Raw genomic sequence first — 25,878 nt, 5'->3', positions numbered from 1 at the left:
ACAGCGCTTGAACCATGACGATCATTTTTGACGGCATCGCCTTCGGCATGCTGCTGTTTCTGATCAGCGTCGGCCTGTCGGTCACGCTCGGGCTGATGAACTTCGTCAACCTCGCGCACGGGGTGTTCGCCATGGTGGGCGGCTATGTCTGCGTGGTGCTACTCAATGACTGGGGTCTGCCCTTCCTCGCGACCATTCCGTTTGCCATCGTCGTACCCGGCCTGCTCGGGGTGCTGCTGGAGCGGCTGCTGTACCGGCGCCTGTACGAGGCCTCAGCGCTCGACCAGGTGTTGTTCTCGCTGGGCCTGGTGTTCATGGCGGTCGCGGCAACGCATTACTTCTTCGGCGCGCGCCAGCAGCCGCTGCACCTGCCCGAGTTTCTCACCGGGCAGATCCACCTGCCGGGCGTGGACATCGGCGTGTACCGGCTGTTCCTCGTGGTCGCGGGCCTCATCGTCGCGGCGCTGCTGCAGTGGTCGGTGATCCGCACCCCGTTCGGCGCGCGCCTGCGCGCGGCGGTGGACAACCAGGGCACGGCGCGCGGCCTGGGCATAGACGTGAACCGGGTGTTCATGCTCACCTTCGCGCTCGGTTCGGCGCTGGCGGGCCTGGGCGGCGCGCTTGGCGTGGAAATGCTCGGCCTGGACCCCGAGTTTCCGGTCAAGTACCTGGTGTACTTCCTGATCGTCGTCACCGTGGGCGGCGGCGGCAACATCCTCGGCTCGCTCTGGGCGGCGCTGCTGCTGGGCGTGGCCGACGTCGCGGGCAAGTACTACGTGCCGCAGATCGGCGCCTTCATCATCTACGCCATCATGGTCCTCATCCTGATCCTGCGCCCGCAAGGTCTGTTTGGCCGTCCCCACCACTGAGGCACGCACATGAACTCACCCTCCGTGCCCCGCAAGGCCGCGCACGCCCCGCCCGCGGCGCTGCACGAGACGCTGCAGCGCCAGCGCCGCTCGGCCCGCTGGCATGCGCTGGAATACCTGTTCTGGTGCCTGCCGGTGCTGGCCTACTTCCTGTTTCCCGGCAACTACCTGCTGCTCAGCCAGATCGCGATCACCGGCCTGTTCGCGCTCTCGCTGGACCTGATCTTCGGCTACGCCGGCATCATCTCGCTGGGCCACGCGGCCTTCTTCGGGGTTGGCGCCTACACCGTCGGCCTGCTGGGACTCAGAGGCATGGGCGATCCGCTCACCGGGCTGCTGCTGGCCGCGCTGTTTGCCGCGGTGCTGGGGTTTCTCAGCAGCTTTCTGGTGCTGCGCGGCAGCGATCTGGCGCGGCTCATGGTCACGCTGGGCGTGGCGCTCATGCTCTATGAACTGGCCAACAAGTTCACCCGCATCACCGGCGGCGTGGACGGCATTCCGGGCCTGGAGATCAAGCCCATCCTCGGCCTGTTCGAGTTCGACATGTATGGCCGCGTGGGCTACCTCTATGCGGTAGCGGTGCTGTTCCTGCTGTTCTGGCTGGCGCGGCGCATCGTGCATTCCCCCTTTGGCCAGAGCCTGCGCGGCATCCAGATGAACGCGCAGCGCATGCCGGCGCTCGGGGTGCCGGTGCATCGCCGCCTGGTGGCCGTCTACACGCTGGGCGCGGCCTATGCGGGCGTGGCCGGCGCGGTGCTCGCGCAGACCAACCAGTTCGTCTCGCTGTCGGTGCTGGGCTTCGAGAATTCGGCCGACCTGCTCCTGATCCTGATCCTGGGCGGCACCGGGCGCCTGTACGGCGGCCTGATCGGCGCCATCGTCTTCATCGTCGCCAAGCACCTGCTCTCGGACATCAACCCGCAGTACTGGCAGTTCTGGCTCGGCCTGGCGCTGGTGTTGCTGGTGATGTTCGCGCGCGGCGGCATCCTGGGCACGGCCGCGCAGTGGCTCGAGCGGCGGCGCGAGCGCGCGCGCCAGCGCGGCCAGGAGCTCGCGCCATGAGCACCACGGTATTGCAGACCCACGATCTGGTGTGCCGATTTGGCGGTTTCGTCGCCACCGACCACGTGAACTTGAGCGTGCAGGCCGGCGCACGCCACGCCTTGATCGGGCCCAACGGCGCGGGCAAGACCACCTTGATCAACCTGCTGACCGGCTACCTCACGCCGACCGAAGGCCGCGTGACGCTGCTGGGCGAGGACGTGAGCGCCATGGCCCAGTGGGCGCGCTGCCGACGCGGCCTGGTGCGCACCTTCCAGATCAACCAGTTGTTTGGCGACATGACGGTGCTCGAATCGGTGGCGCTGTCGGCCGCCGAGCGCCAGGGTCTGGGCGCGCGCTGGTGGAAGCCGCTGGCCGCGCGCGCCGAGGCGCTGGACGAGGCGGCCGCCATCCTGCAGCGCCTGGGGCTGCTGGCCGACGCCTATGCGCTGACGCGCAACCTCGCCTACGGGCGCCAGCGGCTGATCGAGATCGCGCTGGCGCTGGCCCAGCGCCCCAAGGTGCTGCTGCTGGACGAGCCGGCTGCGGGCGTGCCCACGAGCGAGAGCCGCGAGCTCTTCGAGGTGATAGCGCAGCTGCCGCGCGAGGTGACCATCCTCTTGATCGAGCACGACATGGACCTGGTGTTTCGCTTTGCCGAGCGCATCTCGGTGCTGGTTTCGGGCAGCCTGCTGCTGGAGGACACGCCCGAGGTCATCGCCAGCCATCCGCGCGTGCGCGAGGTCTATCTGGGAGAAGCCCATGCCTGAGCTGCTGCAGGTGGAAAACGTCTGGGCCGGCTATGGCGATGCCATCGTGCTCGAAGAGCTGGGCTTCAGCGTCGCGGCCGGGGGCAGCCTGGCGCTGCTCGGGCGCAACGGCATGGGCAAGACCACGCTGCTCACCACGCTGATGGGCGCCACGCGCCTGCGCCGCGGGCGCATCGTCTTTGGCGGCGTGGACATCACGCGCATGCCCAGCCATGAGCGTGCGCGCCTGGGCCTGGGCTGGGTGCCGCAGCAGCGCGACGTCTTTCCCTCGCTCACCGTCGAGGAAAACCTCACGGTGGTGCAACGCCCCGGCGAATGGGGCCTGGAGCGCGTGTACGCGCTGTTCCCGCGTCTGCGCGAACGGCGCGCCAACATGGGCAACCAGCTTTCGGGCGGCGAGCGCCAGATGCTGGCCATAGGGCGGGCGCTCATGCTCAACCCGCGCATGCTGCTGCTTGACGAGCCGCTGGAGGGCCTGGCGCCCTTGATCGCGCAGGAGCTGCTGCACATCATCGAGGGCATGGTGCAGCAGGCCAGCATGGCGGTGATCCTGGTGGAGCAGCACGCGCGCCAGATTCTGCCGATCACCGAAAACGCGCTGGTGCTCGAGCGCGGGCGCGCCGTCTACGCCGGCGACAGCGCCGCGCTGCTGCACGACCGCGAGCGCCTGGAGGGCTGGCTGGGCGCGGGCTCGGGCGCCGAGAGCCGGCCCGCCGCCAAGCCGGTGCGCGAGCGCATCCCGGCGATCGACGTGATCCAGAACGAGCACCGCGCGATCGCCGCCGTGCTGCATGCCTTGAGCCACATCGTGCAAGGCATAGAGAGCGCCCAGATCGAGCCCAATTTCACGCTGCTGGCGAGCCTGATCGAATACATCGCCGAGATGCCCGACAAGGTGCATCACCCCAAGGAGAACCAGATCTTCGCGCTGCTGCGCAGCAAGACGCGCGAGCTCGATGCCCAGCTCGATCGGCTGGAGGCCGAGCACCACGACGCGGTGGCCATGACCAGCCGGCTCGACCGCGCGCTGGTCAGCTATGTGCAGGGCGGGGCGGCGAGCTTTCCCGGCTTTCGCGACGCGGTGCGCCGCTACGTGGCCGAGGAATGGGCGCACGTGGGCACCGAGGAGCGCGAAATCCTGCCGGTCGCGCGGCGCTTGTTCACGCCCGCCGAGTGGGAGGCCATCAATGCCGATTTTGCGCGCAACGGCGACCCCTGGAGCGGCGAGGCAAACCGCTACGCCGAGCTGTTCAAGCGCATCACCCAGCTCGCGCCCGCGCCCCTGGGCGTGGGTGACGCGCGCTGAGTTCCGCCGCCGCGGCGCTGGCCGTCGTGCCGCCGCGGCTTACAGGGCGAGCTCGTAGTGCACCGTCAGCGGCGCGTGGTCGGAAAAGCGCTCGTCCTTGTAGATCGCGGCCGAGCGCGCCAGCGCCGCCAGCGCCGGCGTGGCCACGTGGTAGTCCAGGCGCCAGCCCACGTTGTTCGCCCAGGCCTGGCCGCGGTTGCTCCACCATGTGTAGCACTCGGCGGTGGTCTCGGGGTGCAGCCGGCGGTAGACGTCCACCAGCGCCGCTGCATCGTCGCCCGAGAGCAGTTGCGTCATCCAGGCGCGCTCTTCGGGCAGGAAGCCGCTGTTCTTCTGGTTGCTGCGCCAGTTCTTCAGGTCGATGTTCTGGTGGGCGATGTTCAGGTCGCCGCAGACGATGAGCTCGCGCTCGGCCTTCAGGCGCGCCAGGTGCGGCGCCATGGCCGCGAGAAAGCGGTACTTGGCCTCCTGGCGCTCGGGGCTGGAGGAGCCGCTCGGAAAATAGCTGCTGATGATGGACAGCTTGCGCGCGGGCGTGTCAAAGCGCAGCTCCACCCAGCGCCCCTCGCTGTCGAACTCGGGGCTGCCAAAGCCGGTGCGCACCTCGCTCGGTTCATGGCGGGTGTAGATGCCCACGCCCGAATAGCCCTTCTTCTCGGCGAAGTGAAAATGCCCCTTAAGGCCCGCCAGCTCGTCCAGGCGCCCCTGCACGTCGGCGGCCTGAGCCTTGAGTTCCTGCACGCAAATACAATCCGGGCGCTGTGCCTCCAGCCACCGAGTCAGCCCCTTGGAGGTGGCCGAGCGGATGCCGTTGAGGTTGAGGCTGGTCAGGGTGAATGAGGGTTTTGGCATGACGGATCAAACGGTGGCGCCTGCAGGCGCGGACGCGCTGGCGCAGGAGTTCGTGCGTTTTGCACTCGAATGCGGCGTGCTGCGCTTTGGTGAATTCAAGACCAAGGCCGGGCGCATGAGCCCGTATTTCTTCAATGCCGGCCTGTTCTGCGACGGCGCCAGGCTGGGTCGGCTGGCGCAATTCTATGCACGGGCGCTGCTGGCCAGCGGCATCGAATTCGACATGGTTTTCGGCCCCGCCTACAAGGGCATCGTGCTGGCGGCGGCGGTGTCGGTGGAGCTTGCGCGCCTGGGGCACAACCGCCCCTTCGCCTACAACCGCAAGGAAGCCAAGGACCACGGCGAAGGCGGCACGCTGGTGGGTGCGCCGCTCAGCGGCCGGGTGTTGATCGTGGACGACGTGATGAGCGCGGGCACTGCGGCGCGCGAGTCGATTGCGCTCATTCGTGGCGCCGGTGCCACGCCGCACGCGATGGCGATTGCGCTCGACCGCCAGGAGATGGCCACGGAAAACGGCCAGGACGTGCCCCACAGCGCGGTGCAGTACGTGCGCGACGCGCTCGGCCTCAAGGTTTGCGCTATCGCCAACTTGCAGGATTTGCTGCATTATCTGGCGGCAGACAGTGCGGACGCGCCCATGCGTCAGCACCACGACAAGGTACTGGCTTACCGGGCGCGCTACGGCGTGACCGGCTGAACAAGGAAGAGGGTGTGACAGCAGTGCGCAGCGTGGCCCGGGCGGCAATGGTGCTTGCAGCGGCGGTAGCCACGTCGGCGCTGGCGCAGGCGCCGGCGGGCGGGGCCGGCCTGGAGGTCTACACCTGCATCGACAAGAACGGGCGCAAGCTCACCTCCGACCGTTTCATTGCCGAATGCAGCGACCGCGAGCAGCGCGTGCTCGACGCCTCCGGGGCCGAGCGCCGGCGCATAGGCCCGGTGCTGACCGAACACGAGCGCGCCGCGCAAGAGGCCGAGCGGCGCCAGCGCGCCCAGGCGCGCGCCCAGGAGATTGCCGAACGCCGCGCCGAGCGTGTGCTGATCACGCGCTACCCCGACGTGGCCAGCCACCGCGCGCAGCGCGAGCTCACGCTCGGCCAGGTCGACGAGGTGATCGAAGTCGCCCAGCGGCGCATCGAAGAGCTGCGCGCCGAGCGCAAACGCCTCGATGAAGAGCTGGAGTTCTACAACGGCGCGCTCTACCAGGCACCGGTGAAGCTGCAGCGCCAGTTTGCCGACAACGAGCAGGCGAGCGTCGAGCAGCAGCGCTTCATCGCCTCCAAGCAGGAAGAGAAGAAGCGCATCAACGAGCGTTTTGACGAAGAGCTCGCCAAGCTGCGCCAGCTCTGGGCGCAGCAGCGGGCCGCGCAGGAAGCCTTGTCGCCCAAGGCCGGCAAACCCTGATTTGATAGCTGCCAGCGCACGGCTGGCAAGCGTTTCAGGCCAATTTGGCCTTCAAAATCTCGTTGACCTGCTGGGGGTTGGCTTTGCCCCGGCTGGCCTTCATCACCTGGCCGACCAGCGCGTTGAAGGCCTTGTCCTTGCCCGCCTTGAACTGCTCGACATTGGCCGGGTTCGCGGCGATCACCTCGTCGATGATCTTCTCGAGCAGCCCGCTGTCGTTCATCTGCTTGAGGCCGCGGGCCTCGATGACCGCGTCCACCTCGGTGCCTTGCCCGCTCCACAGGGCCTCGAACACCTGCTTGCCGGCGTTGTTGGAGATGGTGCCGTCGCGGATGCGGGCAATGAGTCGGGCCAGTTGCGCGCTGCCGACCTTCACCGCCTCCATGGCGATTTCTTCCTGGTTCAGGCGCCGTGAAATCTCGCCCATGACCCAGTTGCTCGCCAGCTTGGCCTGGCCGCAGGCCTGCGCCGTCTCTTCAAAATAGGCCGCCATCGCCCGGCTTTGCGTGAGCGTGGTCGCGTCGTACTCGGGCAGGCCGTACTGCTGCACGAAGCGCGCGGCCATCTGCTGGGGCAGCTCGGGCATGTCTGCCTGCACCTGTGCAATCCACTCGGGCGCGATCACCAGCGGTGGCAGGTCGGGGTCGGGGAAGTAGCGGTAGTCGGCCGCATCTTCCTTGCTGCGCATGGCGCGCGTCTCGCCGGTGTCGGGGTTGAACAGCACCGTGGCCTGCTGGATCGCGTGGCCGTCCTCGAGCTGCTCGATCTGCCAGCGGATCTCGTAGTCGATCGCCTGCTGCATGTTTCTGAAGCTGTTCAGGTTCTTGATCTCGCGGCGCGTGCCCAGTGGCTGGCCGGGCTTCCTCACGCTCACGTTGGCGTCGCAGCGAAACGACCCTTCCTGCATGTTGCCGTCGCAAATGCCTATCCAGGTGACGATCTGGTGCAGCGCCTTGGCATAGGCCACGGCTTCGGCGCTGGAGCGCATGTCCGGCTCGGTCACGATCTCCAGCAGCGGCGTGCCGGCGCGGTTCAGGTCTATGCCCGACTGGCCGATGAAGTCCTCGTGCAGGCTCTTGCCCGCGTCTTCTTCCAGGTGGGCGCGCACCAGGCGCACGGTTTTCTTTTCCTCACCCAGATAGAAAGAGACGCTGCCGCCCTGCACCACGGGAATTTCGAACTGGCTGATCTGGTAGCCCTTGGGCAAGTCGGGGTAGAAATAATTCTTGCGCGCAAAAATGCTCTCCGGCGCGATGTGCGAGCCCAGAGCCAGGCCCAGCTTGATCGCGCACTCGACCGCCTTGCGGTTCATCACCGGCAGCGTGCCGGGCAGGGCCAGGTCGACGGGGCTTGCGTGGGTGTTGGGCTCGGCGCCGAAGGCGGTGCTGGCGCGGCTGAAGATCTTCGATTGCGTGTCCAGTTGCGCATGGGTCTCGAAACCGATCACGACCTCATAGCCGCTGATCAATGCTGCGTTCATGCTCCGTAGCCCTCCGGCTGCTGCAGGTGGTGGTCCGTGGCCTGCTGGAAGCGGTGCGCCGCGGCCAGCAGTCGGCCTTCCTGAAAATGGTTGGCGACGAGCTGCAGGCCCACGGGCATGCCTTGCGCGCCGAAGCCTGCGGGGTGCGCCAGCCCGGGCAGCCCGGCAAGCGAGGCGGGCAGGGTGTAGATGTCCGCCAGATAAGTCTGCACCGGGTCGCTTTGCGTGCCGATGAGGGGGGCCACGGTGGGCGCGACCGGCCCGGCGATCAGGTCACACTGGGTGAAGGCCTGCTGGAAGTCGTCGGCGATCAGGCGGCGCACTTTTTGCGCCTGCAGGTAGTAGGCGTCGTAATAGCCTTCGGAGAGCACGTAGGTGCCTATCATGATGCGCCGCTTGACCTCTTCGCCGAAGCCTTCGGCGCGGCTCTTCTGGTACATGTCCAGCAGGTCGCCGTAGCGCTGCGCGCGGTGGCCGTAGCGCACGCCATCGAAGCGCGAGAGGTTGGAGCTCGCCTCGGCCGGGCTGATGATGTAGTAGACCGGCACCGCCAGCGGGCTGTGCGGCAGTTGCACGGGCACGCGCCGCGCGCCCAGGCTTTCGTATTGCTGCAGCGCCGCGTCGAGCGCCGCGCGCACGTCCTCGGCCAGGCCCTCGCCGAAGAATTCCTCGGGCACGCCGATGCGCAGGCCGGCGAGCGGCTGGGCCAGCGCCCGGCTGTAGTCCTCGGCCGGGCGGTCCACGCTGGTGGCATCGCGCAGGACGTCGGGGCCGCACATGGCGCTCAGCAGGAGCGCGCAGTCCTCGGCGCTCGTGCCCATGACGCCGGCCTGGTCCAGGCTGGAGGCGTAGGCGATCATGCCGTAGCGGCTGGCGCGGCCATAGGTGGGCTTGATGCCGGTGATGCCGCAAAAACCCGCGGGCTGACGGATGGAGCCGCCGGTGTCGCTGCCGGTGGCGGCGGGCGCCAGGCGCGCGGCGACGGCTGCGGCCGAGCCGCCCGAGGAGCCGCCGGGCACGCGCGTACTGTTCCAGGGGTTGCGCACCGGTTGGGGCGCGTCAAAACCCAGCGCCGGCACGCCCACGTTCTCGCTCGCGCCGCCCATGGCGAATTCGTCGCAGGCGAGCTTGCCCAGCGTCACGCAGCCGGCCTCGGCCAGCCGCGAGACGATGGTCGCGTCAAACGGCGAGCGGTAGCCGGCAAGCATGCGGCTTGCCGCGGTGGTGGGAAAGTCGCGCGTGACGAACACGTCCTTGTGCGCGACCGGCACGCCGGCCAGCGGCCCGGCTGCGCCGCGCGCGATCAGCGCGTCCTGCGCGCGCGCCTGGGCGAGCGTCACCTCCTCGTCGATGGCCAGGAAGGTGGCCAGGGCCTGGTGGCGGCGCGCGCGCGCCAGAAAGTGCTGCGCGGCTTCCACGCTGCTGATGCGCCTGTCGCGCAACTGGGCGGCCAGCGCCGCCACGCCCATGCGGTGCAGTTCGGTCATGGTCTTACTCGATCACGCGCGGCACGAGAAAGAGCCCGCGCTCGGCCGCGGGCGCGTTGGCCAGGCAGGCATCGCGCTGGTCGGGCTCGCTCACCTCGTCGGGCATCAGGCGCAGCGCCACTGGCTGCACCGCCGCCAGCGGGTGGGCAAGCGGCTTGACCCCGGTGGTGTCCACCGCCCGCATCTGCTGCACGATGGCAAAGAAGTCGTTGATCGTGGCGCGCATGCGTTGGGCTTCGGGCGCGGTCAACTCCAGCCGCGCCAGGCGCGCGATGCGGGTGATGTCTTCAGGTGTCAGGGCCATGGGAGCGGGCGGCGCGGTAACGGCTTGCAAACGCTGCAAACGGCTGCGTGTCGCCTCGAGTTGTTCACAGGGGATGCAGTATTATCCGAGCTTTGCCGCAATACCCCGCGCCGCGCTGGTCATTGAGCGAAAAAGACCCCCTACCCCCTATCAGTTCGCGGCGATGGCAGGCCGACGCGCATGCCGTGCCGAAAGGATACCCGCATGTTCGGAGCATTTCGTCGGTATTTCTCCACCGACCTGGCCATAGACCTGGGCACGGCCAACACCCTGATTTTTGCGCGCGACAAGGGCCTGGTGCTCGATGAGCCATCGGTCGTCGCCATCCGCCACGAGGGCGGCCCGCACGGCAAGAAGGTGATCCAGGCCGTCGGCAAGGAAGCCAAGGCCATGCTCGGCAAGGTGCCGGGCAACATCGAAGCCATCCGCCCGATGAAGGACGGCGTGATTGCCGACTTCGTCATCACCGAGCAGATGATCAAGCAGTTCATCCGCATGGTGCACCCGCGCAGCGTCTTCACCCCCAGCCCGCGCATCATCATCTGCGTGCCCTGCGGCTCCACCCAGGTCGAGCGGCGCGCCATCAAGGACGCGGCCGAGGCCGCAGGCGCCACCGCGGTCTATCTGATCGAAGAACCCATGGCCGCCGGCATCGGCGCCGGGCTGCCGGTGTCCGAGGCCTCGGGCTCTATGGTCGTGGACATCGGCGGCGGCACGACCGAGGTCGGCGTGATCTCGCTGGGCGGCATGGTCTACAAGGGCAGCGTGCGCGTGGGCGGGGACAACTTCGACGAATCCATCGTCAACTACATCCGGCGCAACTACGGCATGCTGATCGGCGAGCCCACGGCCGAAGCGATCAAGAAGAACATCGGCAGCGCTTTCCCCGGCAGCGAGGTGCGCGAGATGGAAGTGCGCGGGCGCAATCTCTCCGAAGGCGTGCCGCGCAGCTTCACGATATCGAGCAACGAGGTGCTGGAGGCGCTGACCGAGCCGCTCAACCAGATCGTGAGCGCGGTCAAGAACGCGCTCGAGCAAACCCCGCCCGAACTCGGCGCCGACATTGCCGAGCGCGGCATGATGCTGACCGGCGGCGGCGCGCTCCTGCGCGACCTCGACCGCCTGCTGGCCGAGGAGACCGGCCTGCCGGTGCTGGTGGCCGAAGAGCCGCTGACCTGCGTGGTGCGCGGCTGCGGCATGGCGCTGGACCGGCTCGACCGCCAGGGCAGCATCTTCACCAGCGACTGACGCCGGGCCGCGCGCATGCCGCTGGGCACCCTGGAGCGCAAGGCCCCTTCCTTTTTCCGGCAGGGGCCCTCGGCCCTCTCGCGCCTCGTCATCTACAGCGCCCTGGCGCTGTTTTTCATGGTGGCCGATGCGCGCTTTCACGTCACCGAGCCGCTGCGCCAGGCGGTGGCGGTGGTGATCTACCCCTTGCAGTGGCTGATGCTGCAGCCGGTGGAGTTTGCCGGGCGCGGCGCGGGCTATTTCCAGTCGCTCGACGAGGCCCAGCAGGCGCTGCAGGAGGCACGTCGGCAGATGGCGCAGATGGCGGTGCGCGCCAGCGCGACCGACCTGCTGCAGCGCGAGAACGCGCAGCTGCGCGAGTTGCTGGCGCTGCGTGCGCGCATCGAGCCGCCGTCGCTCGCCGCGCAGGTGCTCTACGACACCGCCGACCCCTACAGCCGCAAGGTGACGATAGACAAGGGGCAGCTCGCCGGGCTGCAGGCGGGCTCGCCGGTGCTCGATGCGCGCGGCGTGCTCGGGCAGGTCACGCGGGTGTTTGCCACGCTCAGCGAAGTGACGCTGCTGATCGACCGCGACCAGACCATACCGGTACTCAACGCGCGCACCGGCGCGCGCAGCATCGCGTTTGGCGACCCCTTGACCAGCCACGGCGGCGGCATGGAGCTGCGCTTCACGCCGGGCAATGCCGACGTGCAGGAGGGCGACCTGCTCATCACCAGCGGCGTGGACGGCGTCTACCCCGGCGGCCTGCCGGTAGCGCGCGTGGTGCACATCGAGCGGCGTGCCGATTCGACCTTTGCGCGCATCTACTGCGCGCCACTGGCGCAGATGTACGGCGCGCGCCAGGTGCTGGTGCTCGGCCCCCTGCCTCAGCCGGGCGCCCAGGAGCAGGCCGAGCCGGCCCAGCCCGCTGCCCGGGCGACGGGCGCGCCGCGTGAACGCAAGCGGGGGCAGCCATGATCCTGCCCAAGGGCCAGCAGCTGCTGCTGCCGGTCAACCCCGCCTTCATGCTGGCCAGCCTGGTGCTGGCGCTGGCGCTGAACCTGCTGCCGCTGGGGCGCGTGACCTGGACGCCCGACTGGCTGATGGTGTTGCTTGCCTTCTGGGGCCTGCACCAGCCGCGCGACGTGGGCATGGGCGCGGCCTTCGTGCTCGGCCTGGCGATCGACGTGGACCAGTCCACGCTGCTGGGCCAGCATGCGCTGGTCTATTGCCTGCTGGTGTTCGCGGTGCAGCTGCTGCAGCGGCGCCTGCTGTGGTTCGGCGTGCTCTGGCAGGCGCTGCAGCTCTTGCCGCTGTTTGCCGCCGCGCACCTGCTGGAGCTGCTGCTGCGCCTGGCCGGCTCGGGTGTAGTGCCGGGCTGGGAGACGCTGCTGGCGCCGCTGCTGGAGGCGCTGCTGTGGCCGCTGGCAAGCTGGCTGCTGCTGGCGCCGCAGCGCCGCCCGCCCGACCAGGATGAGAACCGACCGCTGTGATCAACGAACTGCGTAGCGCCGAGGCCGAGGCGGGGCGCTTTCGCCTGCGCCTGTGGGCGGTCGCGCTCATGGTGCTGTTGGCGTTTGCGCTGATTGCCTGGCGGCTGTACGTGCTGCAGGTGCAGCGCCACGACGACCTGGCCGAACAGGCCGAGAGCAACCGCACCGCGGTCGTGCCCATCGTGCCCATGCGCGGGCAGATCATGGACCGCAACGGCGTGGTGCTGGCGACCAACTATTCGGCCTACACGCTGGAGATCACGCCCTCGCGCGCGCTCGACGTCGACGCCACGATAGAGCAGCTCGCGCAGATCGTTGACATCCAGCCGCGCGACAAGCGCCGCTTCAAGCGCCTGATGGACGATTCACGCCGTTTTGATTCGCTGCCACTGCGCACCCGCCTCTCCGACGAGGAGGTGGCGCGCTTTGCCGCGCAGCGCTGGCGCTTTCCCGGCGTGGAGGTCAAGGCGCGGCTGTTTCGCACCTACCCGCTGGGGCCGGTGGGCAGCCACGCGATCGGCTACATCGGGCGCATCAACCAGAAGGAGAAGGAGCGCATCGAGGACTCGGACGAGGCGGCCAACTACCGCGGCACCGACTACATCGGCAAGCTCGGCGTGGAGCAGAGCTACGAAGAGCGGTTGCACGGCCAGACCGGCTTCGAGCTGCTGGAGACCTCGGCCGGCGGCTACGCGGTGCGCCGGCTCGAGCACCATCCGGCGACGCCGGGCGACACGCTGATGCTGTCCATCGACATCAAGCTGCAAAAGCTCGTCGAAGAGCTCTACGGCGAACGCCGCGGCGCGCTGGTCGCGCTCGACCCGAGAAACGGCGAGGTGCTGGCGCTGGTGTCCATGCCGACCTTCGACCCCAACCTCTTCGTCGAAGGCATAGACCAGGAAAACTGGCAGGCGCTCAACGAATCGATCAACAAGCCGCTCTTGAACCGCGCGCTGCGCGGCACCTACCCGCCGGGGTCTACCTACAAGCCCTTCATGGCGCTGGGCGCGCTGCAACTGCGCAAGCGCGACCCCAAGCTGGTGGTCAACGACCCGGGCTACTACAACTTCGGCGGGCGCAGTTTTCGCAGCCACGAAGGGGGGCTGGGCGGCGTGGACATGACGCGCGCCATCCAGTATTCGAGCAACACCTATTTCTATTCGCTGGCGGTGGAGATGGGCGTGAACGCCATCCACGACGTGATGGCGCCGCTGGGCTTTGGCCAGATCACCGGCATCGACCTGGGCGGCGAGGTGCGCGGCATCCTGCCAAGCACCGAATGGAAGAAGCACGCCTACAAGCGCGTCGACATGCAGCGCTGGTTCCCGGGCGAGACGGTGTCGCTGGGCATAGGCCAGGGCTACAACAACTTCACCATGCTGCAGCTGGCGGTGGCCGAGAGCGTGCTGGCCAACGGCGGCACGCGCTACCGCCCGCACGTGGCCAAGGCGGTGCGCGACCAGGTCAGCGGCCAGGTCAGCGCGGTGGCGCAGCCGCCCGGCGAGCACCTGGGCTACCGCCCGGCGGACATCGCCATCGTGCGCAATGCGCTGGCGGCGGTGAACGAGGCCGGCACCGGACGGCGGGTGTTTGCCGGTGCGCCGTATACCTCGGCGGGCAAGACCGGCACGGCCCAGGCGGTGAGCCTGGGGCAGAACGTCAAATACAACGCCAAGCTGCTAGAGGAGCACCAGCGCGACCACTCGCTGTTCGCCGCCTTTGCGCCGCTGGAGGAGCCGAGCATCGTGGTTGCCGCGATCGTGGAGAACGCCGGCTTTGGCGCGGCCGCCGCGGCGCCCATCGTGCGCCGCGTCTTCGACTACTGGCTGCTCGGCCAGTACCCGAGCGAGGAGGACATCGCCGCGGTGGCGCGCGGCCAGGCATCGGTGCCCATGGGCACGCCCCGGCGCGCCGAAGACGTGCCGCTGGCTACCAGCCGCTGAGGCGCTCAGCCGAGGAAGGCGTCGCGCGCGGTCTTCAGGATCAGCGCGCCGACCACGACGATGAAGATGCCGCGCACGAAGCCCGCGCCATGGCGCAGCGCCAGGCGCGCGCCCAGGATGCTGCCGACGATGTTGGCCGCGGCAAGCCACAGCGTGAGCTGCCACCACACGTGGCCCAGCGCCGCAAACAGCATCAGCGAAGAGGCGTTGGTCGAGAGGTTGAGCAGCTTGGCCGAGACCGAGGCGTTGAGAAAGTCGTAGCCGAGAAAGCGCACGAAGAAAAAGATGAAGAAGCTGCCGGTGCCCGGGCCGAAAAAGCCGTCGTAGAAGCCGATGACCAGCGCAATCGCGCAGGCCACCAGGCGTTCGCGCGCCGGGCTGAGCGTGGGCGCGTGCACGCGGCCCAGTTCCTTGCGCGCCAGCGTGTAGAGCAGCAGGGCCAGCAGGATCAGCGGCAGCAGCTTGCGCAGCAGCTCGGCCGAGACCTGGGTCACCGTCCAGGCGCCGAGCAGCGCGGCGGCAAAGCTGGTGAGCGCGGCGGGCAGCATGGCCTGCCAGCGGATGCGCACGCGCCGCGCGTACTGCAGCGTGGCCACGCCCGTGCCCCAGATGGAGGCGCTCTTGTTGGTGCCCAGCAGATCGCCCGGCACCGCGCTGGGGTAGGTGGCAAACAGCGCGGGCACGAGGATCAGGCCTCCGCCACCGACGATCGAATCGATGAAACCGGCCAGCAGCGAGGCCAGCGCAACGACGACGGAATCCATTGCGCGGATTTTCCCATCGGCCGGGGCAAAAAAAAGCACCCGCAACGCGGGTGCTGGCAAAAATAGGGCGCCTCTTCATGGGCGCCTTGTCTGTTGCTGTTGTTGTTGGCGGTGTCTCCCCGGCCCCTCGCTGGACGCGCGGCTGCGTGCCTTGGGTGTGCGCAATGTAAGGGCTGGCGCGGGCGCCGCGCATCGGGACTTTCCCGGGGGGCGCGCCTACTGCCCGGCGGCGATCCAGCCCGCGGCCATCTCGGCCATCATCAGCGTCGGGCTGTTGGTGTTGCCGCTGGTGATGGTGGGCATGGCGCCGGCGTCCACCACGCGCAGGCCGTCGATGCCGCGCACGCGAAAGTGCGGATCGAGCACGGCTTGCGCGTCGTCCGCGCGGCCCATGCGCGTGGTGCCCACGGGGTGAAAGATGGTGGTGGCGATGTCGCCGGCCAGGCGCGCGAGTTCTTCATCGCTCTGGAACTGCACGCCGGGTTTGTATTCCTCGGGCCGGTAGCGCGCCAGCGCCGGCTGCGAGGCGATACGCCGCGTCAGGCGCAGGCTGTTGGCGGCGATCAGCCGGTCTTCGTCGGTCGAGAGGTAGTTGGGCGCGATCGCCGGCGCCTCGCGGAAGTTGGCGCTCTTGATGCGCACGCTGCCGCGGCTCGTGGGCTGCAGGTTGCACACGCTGGCGGTGAACGCGGGGAAGTCGTGCAGCGGCTCGCCGAAGGCATCCAGCGACAGCGGCTGCACATGAAATTCGAGGTTCGCGCGCTCGCGCTGCGGGTCCGAGCGGGTGAACGCGCCCAGCTGCGACGGCGCCATGCTCATCGGGCCGCTGCGGTTGAACAGGTATTGCATGCCTATCCAGGCCTTGCCGAAAGGGTCGTTGGCCAGGGTGTTGAGCGTCTGCACGCCCTGCACCTTGAACACCGCGCGGATCTGCAGATGGTCTTGCAGGTTGGCGCCCACGCCGGGCAGATCGTGCACCACGGGGATGCCGTGCTGCTGCAGCAGCGCCGCCGGCCCTATGCCCGAAAGCTGCAGCAACTGCGGCGAATTGATCGCGCCGGCGCTCAGGACGACTTCGTGCACCGCATGCACCGTCACCTGCTGCCCGTCCTTCACGAGCTGCACCCCGGCGCAGCGCTTGCGCCCCTGGGCGTCCACCGTGGTGATGAGCTTTATGGCCTGGGCGCCGGTCCAGAGCGTGAAGTTGGGCCGCCCCTCGCAGGCCGGGCGCAGGAAGGCCTTGGCGGTGTTCCAGCGCCAGCCGCGGCGCTGGTTGACTTCGAAGTAGCCCACGCCCTCGTTGTCGCCGGTGTTGAAGTCGCTCGTGGCGGGGATGCCGGCCTGCACCGCCGCGCGCGCAAAAGCGTCCAGAATTTCCCAGCGCAGGCGCTGGCGCTCCACGCGCCATTCGCCGCTGCTGCCGGTGGAGAAGTTGGCGTGCAGGCGCTTGAAGTCCTCGGGCACGCTGTCGGGGCGGTCCAGGCGCCAATGGTCTTCGTGGCGCCGGAAGGTCTGCAGCACATTGGGCCAGCGCCAGGCGTCTTCGCCGGTCACATCGGCCCAGTGCTCGTAGTCCTGCGCCTGGCCGCGCAGATAGAGCATGCCGTTGATGCTCGAGCACCCGCCCAGCGCCTTGCCGCGCGGATAACGCAACTGGCGGCCGTTGAGGCCGGCGTCGGGCTCGGTCTGGTAGAGCCAGTCGGTGCGCGGATTGCCTATGCAGTAGAGGTAGCCGACGGGGATGTGAATCCAGTGGTAGTTGTCGCGCCCGCCCGCTTCCAGCAGCAGCACGCGGCGCTTGGGGTCGGCGCTGAGGCGGTTGGCCAGCAGCGAGCCGGCCGTACCGGCGCCGATGATGATGGTGTCGAAGGTGGTGTCGCTCATGGCCCTGGACCGGCTGCCCTGCAGCGGACCATTGTGCAACACGCTCCGGCGCTTTGGCAAAAGACCATGATCATTCAAAACCATAGCTGTTCGCGCAAGCGGGACGGGCGTTACAGCCGGTTTTCCCTGTGCAAGCCGTGCGCCGTGGCCGGCTTTGCAATGCCGTGTGTGAAACTATCGGTTTCCTGCCCGCAGCCATGCAAGCCTTGACCGCTCCTACCGTGACGATAGACCGGGGCGCCGCGCCCCTGGCGCGCGCGCGCGGCGACTGGGTGGCCGCAGCCCTGGCCGAACGCGCCCGCTGGAAGGCGCTGGCCGCGCAACTGCGCGCCGCTGCGGGGCCGCTTGCCTGGGACTTGCAGGCGGTGCAGCACATCGACCACGTGGGCGCGCAGCTGCTCTGGCACCACTGGGGCGGGCGCTGGCCCGAGGTGCTGCACGCGAGCGCCGCGCAGCGCCAGCTGCTCGAGCGCGTGGCCGAGCTCACGCCCACGGCGGCCCCGCGCGCGCCGCGCGGCTGGGGCGAGGCCTGGGACCGGCTGGGCGCGATGGTGCTGGCGGCCGTGGAATTCTTCATGCAGCTGGTGCAGGTCGTCGGCCAGCTCGTGCTCGACCTGGCGCGCCTGCTGCGCGTGCCGCGCCGCGGGCCCTGGCGCGACATCTCGGGCCATCTCTACCAGATGGGGGCGACGGCGCTGCCGATCACCGCGCTCGTGGGCTTTCTGATCGGCGTGGTGCTGGCTTATCTGATGAGCCTGCAGCTGCAGCGCTTTGGCGCCGAGACCTTCATCGTCAACATCCTGGGCATTTCGCTGATCCGCGAGCTCGGGCCCATGCTCGCGGCCATCCTCGTGGCCGGACGCTCGGGTTCGGCCATCACCGCGCAGATCGGCGTGATGCGCGTGACCGAGGAGCTCGACGCGATGCGCGTGATGGGCATCTCGCACAGCTATCGGCTGGTGATGCCGCGCGCGATTGCGCTGGGCCTGGCGATGCCGCTGGTGTCGGCCTGGACCACGGCGGCGGCGCTGGCCGGGGGCATCATCGCCTCGGACGTGGTGCTGCGCATCACGCCGGGCTACTTCTTTCAGGCGCTGCCGCTGGCGGTACAGGGCAGCACGCTGGTGCTGGCCACGGCCAAGTCGGTGGTGTTTGGCGTGCTGATCGCACTGATTGCCTGCGTCTGGGGCATGCGCGTCGAGCCCAACACCCAGAGCCTGGGCGAGGGCACTACCGCCTCGGTGGTCAGCGCCATCACCATGGTGATTCTGGTGGATGCGCTGTTTGCCATCGTGTTTCGCAACGTGGGGTTCCAATGAGCGCCGCTGGCGCCGCGCCCGCTGCCCCGGCCACGCCAGTGGTCGAGATCCGCGACCTGTCCACCGTCTTCGGCACGGGCGCGCAGGCCTTCAGCGTGCACGAGCACCTGAATCTCACGGTGCAGCGCGGCGAGCTGCTGTCGCTGGTGGGCGGCTCGGGCACCGGCAAGACGGTGCTGCTGCGCCACATCCTCGGGCTGACCGAGCCCACGCACGGCACGGTCACGGTGCTCGGGCGCCCGGCGCGCGAGCTCGGCGGCGACGGCGCCAGTAGCCGCGTGGGCATGCTGTTTCAGCACGGCGCGCTGTTCACCGCCTTCAACGTGCTGGACAACGTCGCCTTCTCGCTCTACGAGCTGCGCACCCTGCCGCGCGCGCTGGCGCAAGAGGTGGCCATGGTCAAGCTGCGCATGGTGGGCCTCAAGCCCGAGCACGCGCTGCGCATGCCGGCCGACCTCTCCGGTGGCATGATCAAGCGCGTGGCGCTTGCGCGCGCGCTGGTGATGGACCCGCCGCTGCTGCTGCTCGACGAACCCACCGCCGGGCTGGATCCCAATGGCTCGGACGAGTTTTGCGACCTGCTGCGCGGGCTGCACGCCACCCTGGGCCTGACGGTGATCATGGTCACGCACGACCTCGATACGCTGTATGCGCTGTCCACCAAGGTGGCGGTGCTGGCCGAAAAGCGGGTGATTGCGCACGCGCCGGCGGCCGAGGTGGCGCAGCTCGACCACCCCTTCGTCGAGCATTTCTTTCGCGGGCAGCGCGGGCTGCGTGCCATGGCGCCTGCGCCAACCGCCCCGACGCGGGCCGAGGAGTCCTGATGGAAAACAAAGCACATGCCATGGCAGCCGGGCTGTTCGTCCTGCTGGTGGGCGCGCTGCTGGTGGCCCTGGGCTACTGGATTTCGAGCGACGAGGTCGCCCACACCACCTACGAGCTGTCCACCACCGAGAACGTCAGCGGCCTGCAGCCCCAGGCGCCGGTGCGCTACAAGGGCGTACCCGCGGGGCGGGTGCTCTCCATCGGTTTCGATCCGCGCGAAGCCGGGCGCGTGATCATCCACATCGACGTGGACAGCAATGCCCCGATCAGCGCCACCACCTACGCCACGCTGGGCTACCAGGGCATCACCGGCCTGGCCCACATCCTGCTGAGCGACGCGCGCGAGCCGCTGCAAAAACAGGCGCGCGGCGCCAGCGGCCTGCCGCGCATTCCGATGAAGGAGTCGCCCTTCAGCCAGCTGGCCGAGCAGGGGCCGCTGCTGCTGAGCAAGATCCAGGATGCGGCCGACCGGCTCAACCGCCTGCTGGGCGACGACAACCTGGCGCTGGTGCACACCATGTTCGGGCGCATCAATGCCACCGCGCAAAGCATGGACCGGCTGGCGCTGAGCCTGGAGCACACCGTCAAGACCGGGGTGGATCCGGCGCTCGCCCAGCTGCCGGCGCTCGTCGGTGAAACGCGCCAGACCCTGCGCACGCTGCGCGAAGCCGGCAGCCAGACCGCCAAGGCCGTGCAGGATGTGGGCGCGGTGGCACGTCGCATCAATGCGCCGGGCGGCCTGCTCGAGGACATGGGCAGCGGCATGCGCAGCTACAGCGGCCTGGCCGAGCGCGCGAGCCGGCGCACGCTGCCGCAGATCGACCGCGTGGCCGACGAAGCCGCCCAGGCCGCGCGCGCGCTCACCCGCGCCGCCGACGCGGTGAGCGAGAACCCGCAAGGCCTGGTCTATGGCGCGCCGCGCGCCGCCCCCGGGCCGGGCGAGCCCGGCTTCGTGCCGCCCCCTGCCGCCACGCAAGGAAACCGCTGATGACTACTATCAAAACCATTGCTGCAGGCGCTTGCAGGACGGGCGCTAGAGCCGTTTTTGGCATTGCAATCAGCCTGCTGCTGCTGGCCTGTTCCGCGCTGCCGCAGCCGCCGGTGCGCAGCGCCGTCTACGACTTCGGACCCGGCCCCGCCAGCGCCGTGCAGGGCGCGCGCCAGCCGGCCATCGTGCTCAGCAGCGTGGCCACGGGCGGCGTGCCGGTGAACGACAACGCGCTCTATTACCGCCTGGCCTATGCCAACGCGCAGCAGCTGCGCCCCTACAGCCTGGCGCGCTGGAGCCAGAGCCCCGCGACGCTGCTGGCCCAGACCCTGCGCACCCGCCTGGGGCAGGAGCGCCCGGTCTTGTCCCCGGGCGCGCCGCTGGTCGGCGCCGCTGCGGACGAGCCCGAACTGCTCAAGGTCGAGCTCGAGGAATTCAGCCAGGTGTTCGATGCACCGCAGGCGAGCCACGCGCTGGTGCGCGCGCGCGCCTCGCTGTTTGCAAGCGCCGCGGGCGACACCCGCTTGCGCGCCCAGCAGCTCTTCGTGGTGCAGCGCCCGGCCGCCACGCCCGACGCCGCCGGCGGTGCGCAGGCGCTGGCCGCGGCCGCGGCGCAGCTCGCCGACGAGCTTGCCGCCTGGCTTGCCGGCCTGCCTGCGCCGGCCGCGCCGGGGTCTGGCGCCGGCCGCTGAGGGCGTGCGGCGTCAGCCGCGCAGCGCCGGAAACAGCCGGGCCAGGCCCCCGGCCATTACCTCCACCGCCAGGGCCGCCAGGATCAGGCCCATGAGCCGCGTCATCACGTTGATGCCGGTGCGCCCGAGCACGCGCGAGATCGGCGTGGCCAGCGAAAAGCACAGCGCCGTGGCGCCCGCCACCACCACGCCATAGCCCACCAGCGCCAGGTGCTGCCAGAAGTTGCTCGCGCGGTCGGCGTAGATCACCACCGTGGACATCGCCGCCGGCCCGGTCAGCAGCGGAATGGTCAGCGGCACCACCGCGATGCTGTCGCCCTGCGCGGCCTTGTCGGCGGCGCCTTCGAGCTCGGGCGCGTGCGGCTTGGCCTCGGCGGGGTGCGCGTTGAGCATGTTCAGCGCGCTGATCAGGAGCAGCATGCCGCCGCCCACCTGGAAACTCGCCAGCGAAATGCCGAAGAAGGCGAGGATCTGCAAGCCCACCATGGCGCAGACCGCGATCACGCAGAACGCGGTGAACGCCGCCACCTGCACCGTGCGCCGCTTCTGCGCGGTGTTGAAGCCCTCGGTGTAGTGGATGAAAAAGGGCACCACCGCCAGCGGGTTGACGATCGCCAGCAGCGCGATCAGCGGCTTGAGAAATTCCATCGAAGCTCCTTGCGCCGTCGGCCTCGGTGCTTCTGGCAGCGGGCGGCAGAAGGCGGCAAACTCGGCATGGACCGCATTTTCAGGAAAAAGGAGACCGCATGGGGCAATGGACCACGCTCACCAGCCACGACGGCTTTGCCGTGCCCGCCTGGCAGGCCGCACCGGACGCTGCCGCGCGCGGCGCCATCGTGGTGCTGCAGGAGATTTTTGGCGTCAACGCCCACATCCGCGCCGTCGTCGACCGCCTGGCCGCGCGCGGCTGGTGGGCGATCGCGCCGGCCACCTTCGAGCGCGTGCGCCCCGGCGTGGACCTGGGTTACAGCGCCTCGGACGTGGCCGTGGGCAGGGCGCTCAAGGCCCAGGTCGAGCAGCTGCCGGCGCCCGGTGTCCTGGCCGACATCCAGGCGGCCATCGATCATGCGGCCAGCGCCAGCGGCGCCAAGGTCGGCATCGTCGGCTTTTGCTGGGGCGGACTGCTGGCCTGGCGCGCGGCGGCGCTGTGCTCGGGGCTCTCGGCCGCAGTGCCCTATTACGGCGGCGGCATGACGAGCGCAGCAGAAATCGCACGCCAGCCGCGCGTGCCGGTGCTGGCCCACTTTGGCCGGCGCGACAAGCACATCCCGCTCAGCGGCGTGCAGCAACTGGCCGCCGCCCACCCCGAGGCCGAGGTGCATCTGTACGATGCCGACCACGGCTTCAACTGCGACCTGCGCGCCAGCTACGACGAAGCCAGCGCGGTGCGCGCGCGCGATCGCACGCTGGCTTTTTTTGGCGGGCACCTGCGCTGATTCACGCGCAGTTGCCGTCCAGGGTGCGGCTGCGTTGGTTTGGCTTGCAGCGCCGCAGCGGGACTTGCGGCTTCCCGCCTCGCTCCGTGCTGGCATGCCAAGCTGTATCAGTGCGCGCCCGCCGCTGCACCCGCGCCCGCGCCGCCGCGCCGGGGTGCGTCGGCCAGCCAGACCAGCGGCACCAGCAGCAGAAAGAGCAGCGCCGACGCCCAGTTCACGTCGTTGGCCGCGAGCGTGAAGGCTTGCTGGGTGACCAGGCGCTCCACCTGCGCCAGCGCCTGCTCGGGCGTGAGGCCGAGCGACTGCAGCGTCGCCAGGCTCTGGGCCAGCGGGCCGTGGCCCTCGTGCAGGTGCTCGATCAGGTTGGCGTGCGCCAGCGTCGCGCGCCGCTCCCACAGCGTGGTCGTGACCGAGGTGCCCACGGCGCCGGCGGTGATGCGCACGAAGTTGGTCAGACCCGAGGCGGCGGGCACGCGGTGCGCGGGAATTTCCGACAGCGTGAGCGTGACCAGCGGCACGAAGAAGAAGGCCACCGCCGCACCCTGCACGATGGTCGGAATCATGATGGTGCTGAAGTCCGCCGTGGTGGCAAAGCGCGAGCGCAGCCACAGCACCAGCGCAAACACGAAGAACGCGATGGTGGCGTAGCGGCGTGGGTCCACTTTGCCTATGCTCTTGCCGACGATGGGCGAGAGCAGCATGGCCAGAATGCCCACCGGCGCCATCAGCCCGCCTGCCGCCGTGGCGGTGTAGCCCATGTACTGCTGCAGCCACAGCGGCAGCAGCACCACGTTGCCGAAGAACACGCCGTAGCCCACGGCCGTGGCGATGGTGCCGGCCCAGAAATTGCGGATTCTGAACAGCGACAGGTCGACGATGGGGTGTTCCTCGGCCAGTTCCCAGAACACGAAGGCCACGAGGCCCAAGACGGCCGCCACGGCGAAGCCGATGACCATGGTGGAGGAGAACCAGTCGTGCTCCTTGCCGATGTCCAGCATGATCTGCAGGCTGCCCACGCCCAGAACCATCAGCGCCAGGCCCACGGCGTCGATCGGGAGCTTGCGCGTGGCGCTCTCGCGCTCGGCGTAGATCGCCATCGTGCCCATGGCGGCGACGATGCCCACGGGAATGTTGATGTAGAAGATCCAGGGCCAGCTGATGTTGTCGGTGATCCAGCCGCCCAAAAGCGGCCCCATCACGGGCGCGATCAGCGTGGTCATGGACCACATCGCCATGGCCAGGCCGGCCAGCGCCCGCGGGTAGCTCGACAGCAGCAAGGCCTGCGAGAGCGGAATCATCGGCCCGGCGACAAAGCCCTGCAGCACGCGCGCGGCGATCAAGAGCGGCATGCTCGGCGCCAGCCCGCACAGAAAGGATGCGGCGACGAAGAGCAGCACGCTGGCCACGAACAGACGCACCTGCCCGAAGCGCTGCGCGAGCCAGCCGGTGAGCGGCACCGAGATCGCGTTGGCCACGGCAAAGCTGGTGATCACCCAGGTGCCCTGGTTGGGGCTCACGCCCACGTCGCCCGCAATCGCCGGCAGGGACACGTTGGCGATCGAGGTGTCCAGCACGTTCATGAAGGTGGCCGCCGACAGCGCCAGGGTGCCCCAGGCTCGTGCCGAGCCGCTCAGGGGCTGCTGTTCGGCGGGAGGGGTATGGGCGGAGGTCACGGTGGTGGCTGGTGTGATTGCTCCCTCCCCTGCTGGGGGAGGCTTGGGGTGGGGGCGACGGGCTGCGCAGAAGGCAGGTCTTCATGCGCCCGGGCGCAGGCCCCCATCCCGGCCTTCCCCGAAGGGGGAAGGAGAGGAAAGCGCATCGCGTGGCGGGGCGGGTGCTCCCTCCCCCTTTGGGGGAGGGTCGGGGTGGGGGCGACGGGCGTGGCGAGGGGCGCTGCTTCATCGAGGCGTAGGCCCCCATCCCGGCCTTCCCCCAACGGGGGAAGGAGAGAAAACCGAAGCGCGATCGGCAGGTTCATGGCGTGCCCACGTTGGCGGCGATGATGCGCGCGATTTCGGTGTCGGCGTCGCCGTCCTGCAGCGCATACACGCTGGTCTCGGCCAGCGGCTCGGTGCGTGCGGCAGTGGTGGGCGCCGCGCCGCCGTGCTCGCGCGTATCGACCGTGACCTGCATGGACAGGCCAAGGCGCAGCGGGTGCCGGGCGAGTGGCTCGGGATCCAGCGCGATGCGCACCGGAATGCGCTGCACTACCTTGATCCAGTTGCCGGTGGCGTTTTGCGGCGGCAGCAGCGCAAAGGCCGCGCCCGTGCCCACGCCCAGGCCGGCCACGGTGCCGGTGTAGCGCACCTGGCTGCCATAGAGGTCGGCCGTCAGCGTGGCGCGCTGGCCCAGGCGCAGATTGCGCAACTGGGTTTCCTTGAAGTTGGCGTCCACCCACACGCCCTTGAGTGGCACCACGGCCATCAGCGGTGCGCCGGCGGCCACGCGCTGGCCCAGTTGCACGCTGCGCCGAGCGATGTAGCCGTCCACCGGCGCGGGCAATTCGGTGCGGTGCGCGGCCAGCCAGGCCTGGCGCAGTTGGGCGGCAGCGGCCTGCACGCTGGGGTGTTCGCCCACTTGCACGCCCTGGGTCAGCGCCTGGTTGCTCGCCAGCTGCTGCCGCGCTGCGGCCACGCCCGCCTTGGCCGCGGCCTGGCCGGCCCGCGCGGCCGCGAGCTGGGTGCGTGCGGTGTCGACCGCGCTTTGCGCATGCTTGAGCTCTTCGCCCGAGACCGCGCCGCTGGCGCCCAGTTGCAGGCGGCGCTGCACGTCCTGCTCGGCGCGCTCCAGACTGGTTCTTGCCTGGGCTTGCAGCGCGTCGGCGCTGGCCACTTCGCTCTCGCGCAGCGTGACCTGGGCGGCCAGCGTGGCGTTGTTGGCGTAGAGCTGGCGCACCTGGCGCACCGTCTGCGCCAGTGCGGCTTCGGCCTGGTGCAGCGCCACCTGGGTGTCGGCCGGATCGAGGCGCACCAGCGGCGCGCCGGCATGCACGAAGTCGTTGTCGTCGGCAAGGATGGCCATCACCGTGCCGCCGACCTGGGGCGTGATCTGCACGATGTTGCCCTGCACGTAGGCGTTGTCTGTGCTTTCCTCGTGGCTGGCGATCAGCGCGTCGTAGCCGCCCCAGGCGATCAGGCCAACCAGGGCGACGAGCACCAGTGCAGCAAGGCGCTTGCGGCGCCGGGCCTTGGCGTGCACCGCGGCGGTGGAGGTTTCAGTTGCGGTCATGGCGGAGTGGCAACCGGGGATGCGGCTGCCTCGGGAACTATGAAAACAGGAGCTATTAGCGCTTGCGTGGCAAACGTTTGAGGCAGATTTCTATCTCAATTGCCTGGGTCGTCGGGCGCGGCGGCGTTGCGCTCCATGCGCAGCAGCAGCGCACGCACCTGGGCTTCTTCCGCGCTGCTGAAACCGGCCAGCAGCTCGCGCTGCACCGCGCAGAGCACGGCGGGCAGCTGCTCGGCCACACGCGTGCCTTCGGCGGTGAGCGACACGTGCACCACGCGCCGGTCCAGCTCCGAGCGCTCGCGCACGCACAAGCCCTTGGCGGCGAGGCGGTCTACCAGGCGGGTGAGGCCGCCGGTGTCCAGGTTGCAGCGGCGCGCGAGTTCGGTCGCGGTGGCCGGCGAGCCCTCGCGCAGGCACAGCAGCGGGCGCCACTGCGCATCGGTCAGGCCCAGCGGCTCCATGCGCCGCTCGATGCGCGCAACCAGCTGCGTGACCACGCGGCGCAGCTGCATGCCCAGGCTGGTGCGGCTGTCGTAGCGCACGGGCACGGCTGCGTCGGAGGGCGG

At 69.3% G+C, this 25,878-nt stretch carries 25 protein-coding genes and 1 pseudogene; 16 read left to right on the top strand and 10 right to left on the bottom strand.

The window, feature by feature from the left end:
- The first annotated feature begins 14 nt into the window (after positions 1-14).
- The 5 genes and pseudogenes from KUD94_RS10755 (at position 15) to KUD94_RS14780 (ending at position 3,986) form a co-directional block, all read left to right on the top strand.
- Positions 15-869: a branched-chain amino acid ABC transporter permease gene (locus KUD94_RS10755; RefSeq protein WP_218237201.1), complete on the top strand. Its 855-nt coding sequence runs from the start codon at positions 15-17 to the stop codon at positions 867-869.
- Between the two features lie 9 nt (positions 870-878).
- Positions 879-1,931 (top strand): branched-chain amino acid ABC transporter permease, encoded by a 1,053-nt coding sequence (locus KUD94_RS10750; protein ID WP_218237200.1) that lies wholly within the window; start codon positions 879-881, stop codon positions 1,929-1,931.
- A complete protein-coding gene (locus tag KUD94_RS10745; RefSeq protein ID WP_218237199.1) occupies positions 1,928-2,680 on the top strand; it encodes an ABC transporter ATP-binding protein in 753 nt (250 codons plus the stop codon). The genes KUD94_RS10750 and KUD94_RS10745 overlap by 4 nt, the downstream gene beginning before the upstream one ends.
- Positions 2,673-3,353, top strand: a pseudogene (locus tag KUD94_RS14785) (ABC transporter ATP-binding protein); the annotation flags it as partial. The gene KUD94_RS10745 and the pseudogene KUD94_RS14785, both read left to right, overlap by 8 nt.
- A gap of 51 nt (positions 3,354-3,404) precedes the next feature.
- Positions 3,405-3,986 (top strand): hemerythrin domain-containing protein, encoded by a 582-nt coding sequence (locus tag KUD94_RS14780; RefSeq protein ID WP_255569250.1) that lies wholly within the window; start codon positions 3,405-3,407, stop codon positions 3,984-3,986.
- Between the two features lie 39 nt (positions 3,987-4,025).
- Here KUD94_RS14780 and KUD94_RS10735 read toward each other — a convergent pair whose 3' ends face one another.
- Positions 4,026-4,838, bottom strand: coding sequence for an exodeoxyribonuclease III (locus KUD94_RS10735; RefSeq protein ID WP_218237197.1), 813 nt, complete (start codon positions 4,836-4,838; stop codon positions 4,026-4,028).
- Here KUD94_RS10735 and pyrE point away from each other — a divergent pair.
- The gene (pyrE, locus tag KUD94_RS10730; RefSeq protein ID WP_218237196.1) at positions 4,837-5,535 is read left to right on the top strand and encodes an orotate phosphoribosyltransferase; all 699 of its coding nucleotides are present in this window, start codon (positions 4,837-4,839) and stop codon (positions 5,533-5,535) included. The two genes, KUD94_RS10735 and pyrE, sit on opposite strands and share 2 nt — an antisense overlap.
- Before the next feature lie 14 nt (positions 5,536-5,549).
- On the top strand, positions 5,550-6,239 hold the full coding sequence (locus KUD94_RS10725; RefSeq protein WP_255568726.1) for a DUF4124 domain-containing protein: 690 nt from the start codon (positions 5,550-5,552) through the stop codon (positions 6,237-6,239).
- Positions 6,240-6,273: 34 nt separating this feature from the next.
- On the opposite strand, the gene gatB is transcribed toward KUD94_RS10725, so the two are convergent.
- The 3 genes from gatB to gatC are packed head-to-tail and all read right to left on the bottom strand — an operon-like array spanning position 6,274 to position 9,510.
- The gene (gatB, locus tag KUD94_RS10720; protein ID WP_218237195.1) at positions 6,274-7,719 is read right to left on the bottom strand and encodes an Asp-tRNA(Asn)/Glu-tRNA(Gln) amidotransferase subunit GatB; all 1,446 of its coding nucleotides are present in this window, start codon (positions 7,717-7,719) and stop codon (positions 6,274-6,276) included.
- Entirely contained in the window at positions 7,716-9,206 is a 1,491-nt protein-coding gene (gatA, locus tag KUD94_RS10715; RefSeq protein ID WP_218237194.1) for an Asp-tRNA(Asn)/Glu-tRNA(Gln) amidotransferase subunit GatA, read from the bottom strand. The genes gatB and gatA overlap by 4 nt, the downstream gene beginning before the upstream one ends.
- 4 nt (positions 9,207-9,210) lie before the next feature.
- Positions 9,211-9,510 (bottom strand): Asp-tRNA(Asn)/Glu-tRNA(Gln) amidotransferase subunit GatC, encoded by a 300-nt coding sequence (gatC, locus tag KUD94_RS10710; protein WP_218237193.1) that lies wholly within the window; start codon positions 9,508-9,510, stop codon positions 9,211-9,213.
- A gap of 204 nt (positions 9,511-9,714) precedes the next feature.
- On the opposite strand from gatC, the gene KUD94_RS10705 reads away from it, so the two are divergent.
- The 4 genes from KUD94_RS10705 to mrdA are packed head-to-tail and all read left to right on the top strand — an operon-like array spanning position 9,715 to position 14,176.
- Positions 9,715-10,758 carry a rod shape-determining protein gene (locus KUD94_RS10705; RefSeq protein ID WP_146912674.1) on the top strand — a complete coding sequence of 348 codons (1,044 nt, stop codon included), beginning with the start codon at positions 9,715-9,717 and terminating at the stop codon, positions 10,756-10,758.
- Between the two features lie 15 nt (positions 10,759-10,773).
- Positions 10,774-11,718 carry a rod shape-determining protein MreC gene (gene mreC / locus KUD94_RS10700; protein WP_218237192.1) on the top strand — a complete coding sequence of 315 codons (945 nt, stop codon included), beginning with the start codon at positions 10,774-10,776 and terminating at the stop codon, positions 11,716-11,718.
- Positions 11,715-12,233: a rod shape-determining protein MreD gene (mreD, locus tag KUD94_RS10695; protein WP_146912676.1), complete on the top strand. Its 519-nt coding sequence runs from the start codon at positions 11,715-11,717 to the stop codon at positions 12,231-12,233. Before mreC ends, mreD begins: the two co-directional genes overlap by 4 nt.
- Positions 12,233-14,176 carry a penicillin-binding protein 2 gene (gene mrdA / locus KUD94_RS10690; RefSeq protein WP_218239276.1) on the top strand — a complete coding sequence of 648 codons (1,944 nt, stop codon included), beginning with the start codon at positions 12,233-12,235 and terminating at the stop codon, positions 14,174-14,176. The genes mreD and mrdA overlap by 1 nt, the downstream gene beginning before the upstream one ends.
- 5 nt (positions 14,177-14,181) lie before the next feature.
- Here mrdA and KUD94_RS10685 read toward each other — a convergent pair whose 3' ends face one another.
- Together KUD94_RS10685 and KUD94_RS10680 are read right to left on the bottom strand one after the other, a co-directional pair.
- A complete protein-coding gene (locus KUD94_RS10685; protein WP_218237191.1) occupies positions 14,182-14,940 on the bottom strand; it encodes a TSUP family transporter in 759 nt (252 codons plus the stop codon).
- 216 nt (positions 14,941-15,156) lie between these two features.
- Positions 15,157-16,824: a GMC family oxidoreductase gene (locus KUD94_RS10680; protein WP_218237190.1), complete on the bottom strand. Its 1,668-nt coding sequence runs from the start codon at positions 16,822-16,824 to the stop codon at positions 15,157-15,159.
- Positions 16,825-17,021: 197 nt separating this feature from the next.
- Between KUD94_RS10680 and KUD94_RS10675 the strand changes: the two genes are divergently transcribed.
- Genes KUD94_RS10675 through KUD94_RS10660 form a run of 4 tightly spaced genes read left to right on the top strand, consistent with a single transcriptional unit; the run spans position 17,022 to position 20,648 of the window.
- A complete protein-coding gene (locus tag KUD94_RS10675) occupies positions 17,022-18,143 on the top strand; it encodes an ABC transporter permease (RefSeq protein ID WP_218237189.1) in 1,122 nt (373 codons plus the stop codon).
- On the top strand, positions 18,140-18,967 hold the full coding sequence (locus KUD94_RS10670; protein WP_218237188.1) for an ABC transporter ATP-binding protein: 828 nt from the start codon (positions 18,140-18,142) through the stop codon (positions 18,965-18,967). The genes KUD94_RS10675 and KUD94_RS10670 overlap by 4 nt, the downstream gene beginning before the upstream one ends.
- A complete protein-coding gene (locus KUD94_RS10665; RefSeq protein WP_218237187.1) occupies positions 18,967-19,956 on the top strand; it encodes an MlaD family protein in 990 nt (329 codons plus the stop codon). The genes KUD94_RS10670 and KUD94_RS10665 overlap by 1 nt, the downstream gene beginning before the upstream one ends.
- Complete coding sequence (locus tag KUD94_RS10660) at positions 19,956-20,648, top strand: ABC-type transport auxiliary lipoprotein family protein (protein WP_218237186.1); 693 nt, start codon at positions 19,956-19,958, stop codon at positions 20,646-20,648. Before KUD94_RS10665 ends, KUD94_RS10660 begins: the two co-directional genes overlap by 1 nt.
- A gap of 12 nt (positions 20,649-20,660) precedes the next feature.
- Here the strand turns inward: KUD94_RS10660 and KUD94_RS10655 are convergent, their stop codons facing one another.
- Entirely contained in the window at positions 20,661-21,296 is a 636-nt protein-coding gene (locus KUD94_RS10655; RefSeq protein ID WP_218237185.1) for a MarC family protein, read from the bottom strand.
- A gap of 98 nt (positions 21,297-21,394) precedes the next feature.
- Between KUD94_RS10655 and KUD94_RS10650 the strand changes: the two genes are divergently transcribed.
- The gene (locus tag KUD94_RS10650; RefSeq protein WP_218237184.1) at positions 21,395-22,084 is read left to right on the top strand and encodes a dienelactone hydrolase family protein; all 690 of its coding nucleotides are present in this window, start codon (positions 21,395-21,397) and stop codon (positions 22,082-22,084) included.
- Positions 22,085-22,191: 107 nt separating this feature from the next.
- Here the strand turns inward: KUD94_RS10650 and KUD94_RS10645 are convergent, their stop codons facing one another.
- The 3 genes from KUD94_RS10645 to KUD94_RS10635 form a co-directional block, all read right to left on the bottom strand.
- A complete protein-coding gene (locus KUD94_RS10645) occupies positions 22,192-23,757 on the bottom strand; it encodes a DHA2 family efflux MFS transporter permease subunit (protein ID WP_255568724.1) in 1,566 nt (521 codons plus the stop codon).
- A 301-nt stretch (positions 23,758-24,058) separates the two neighbouring features.
- Positions 24,059-25,312, bottom strand: coding sequence for an HlyD family efflux transporter periplasmic adaptor subunit (locus KUD94_RS10640; RefSeq protein WP_218237183.1), 1,254 nt, complete (start codon positions 25,310-25,312; stop codon positions 24,059-24,061).
- 95 nt (positions 25,313-25,407) lie between these two features.
- Positions 25,408-25,854 carry a MarR family winged helix-turn-helix transcriptional regulator gene (locus tag KUD94_RS10635; protein ID WP_370625865.1) on the bottom strand — a complete coding sequence of 149 codons (447 nt, stop codon included), beginning with the start codon at positions 25,852-25,854 and terminating at the stop codon, positions 25,408-25,410.
- Positions 25,855-25,878 lie beyond the last annotated feature (24 nt).

This window comes from Comamonas sp. NLF-1-9, assembly GCF_019195435.1.
GTDB lineage: Bacteria > Pseudomonadota > Gammaproteobacteria > Burkholderiales > Burkholderiaceae_C > Comamonas_C.
This window is presented reverse-complemented; position numbering and strand designations above follow the sequence as displayed.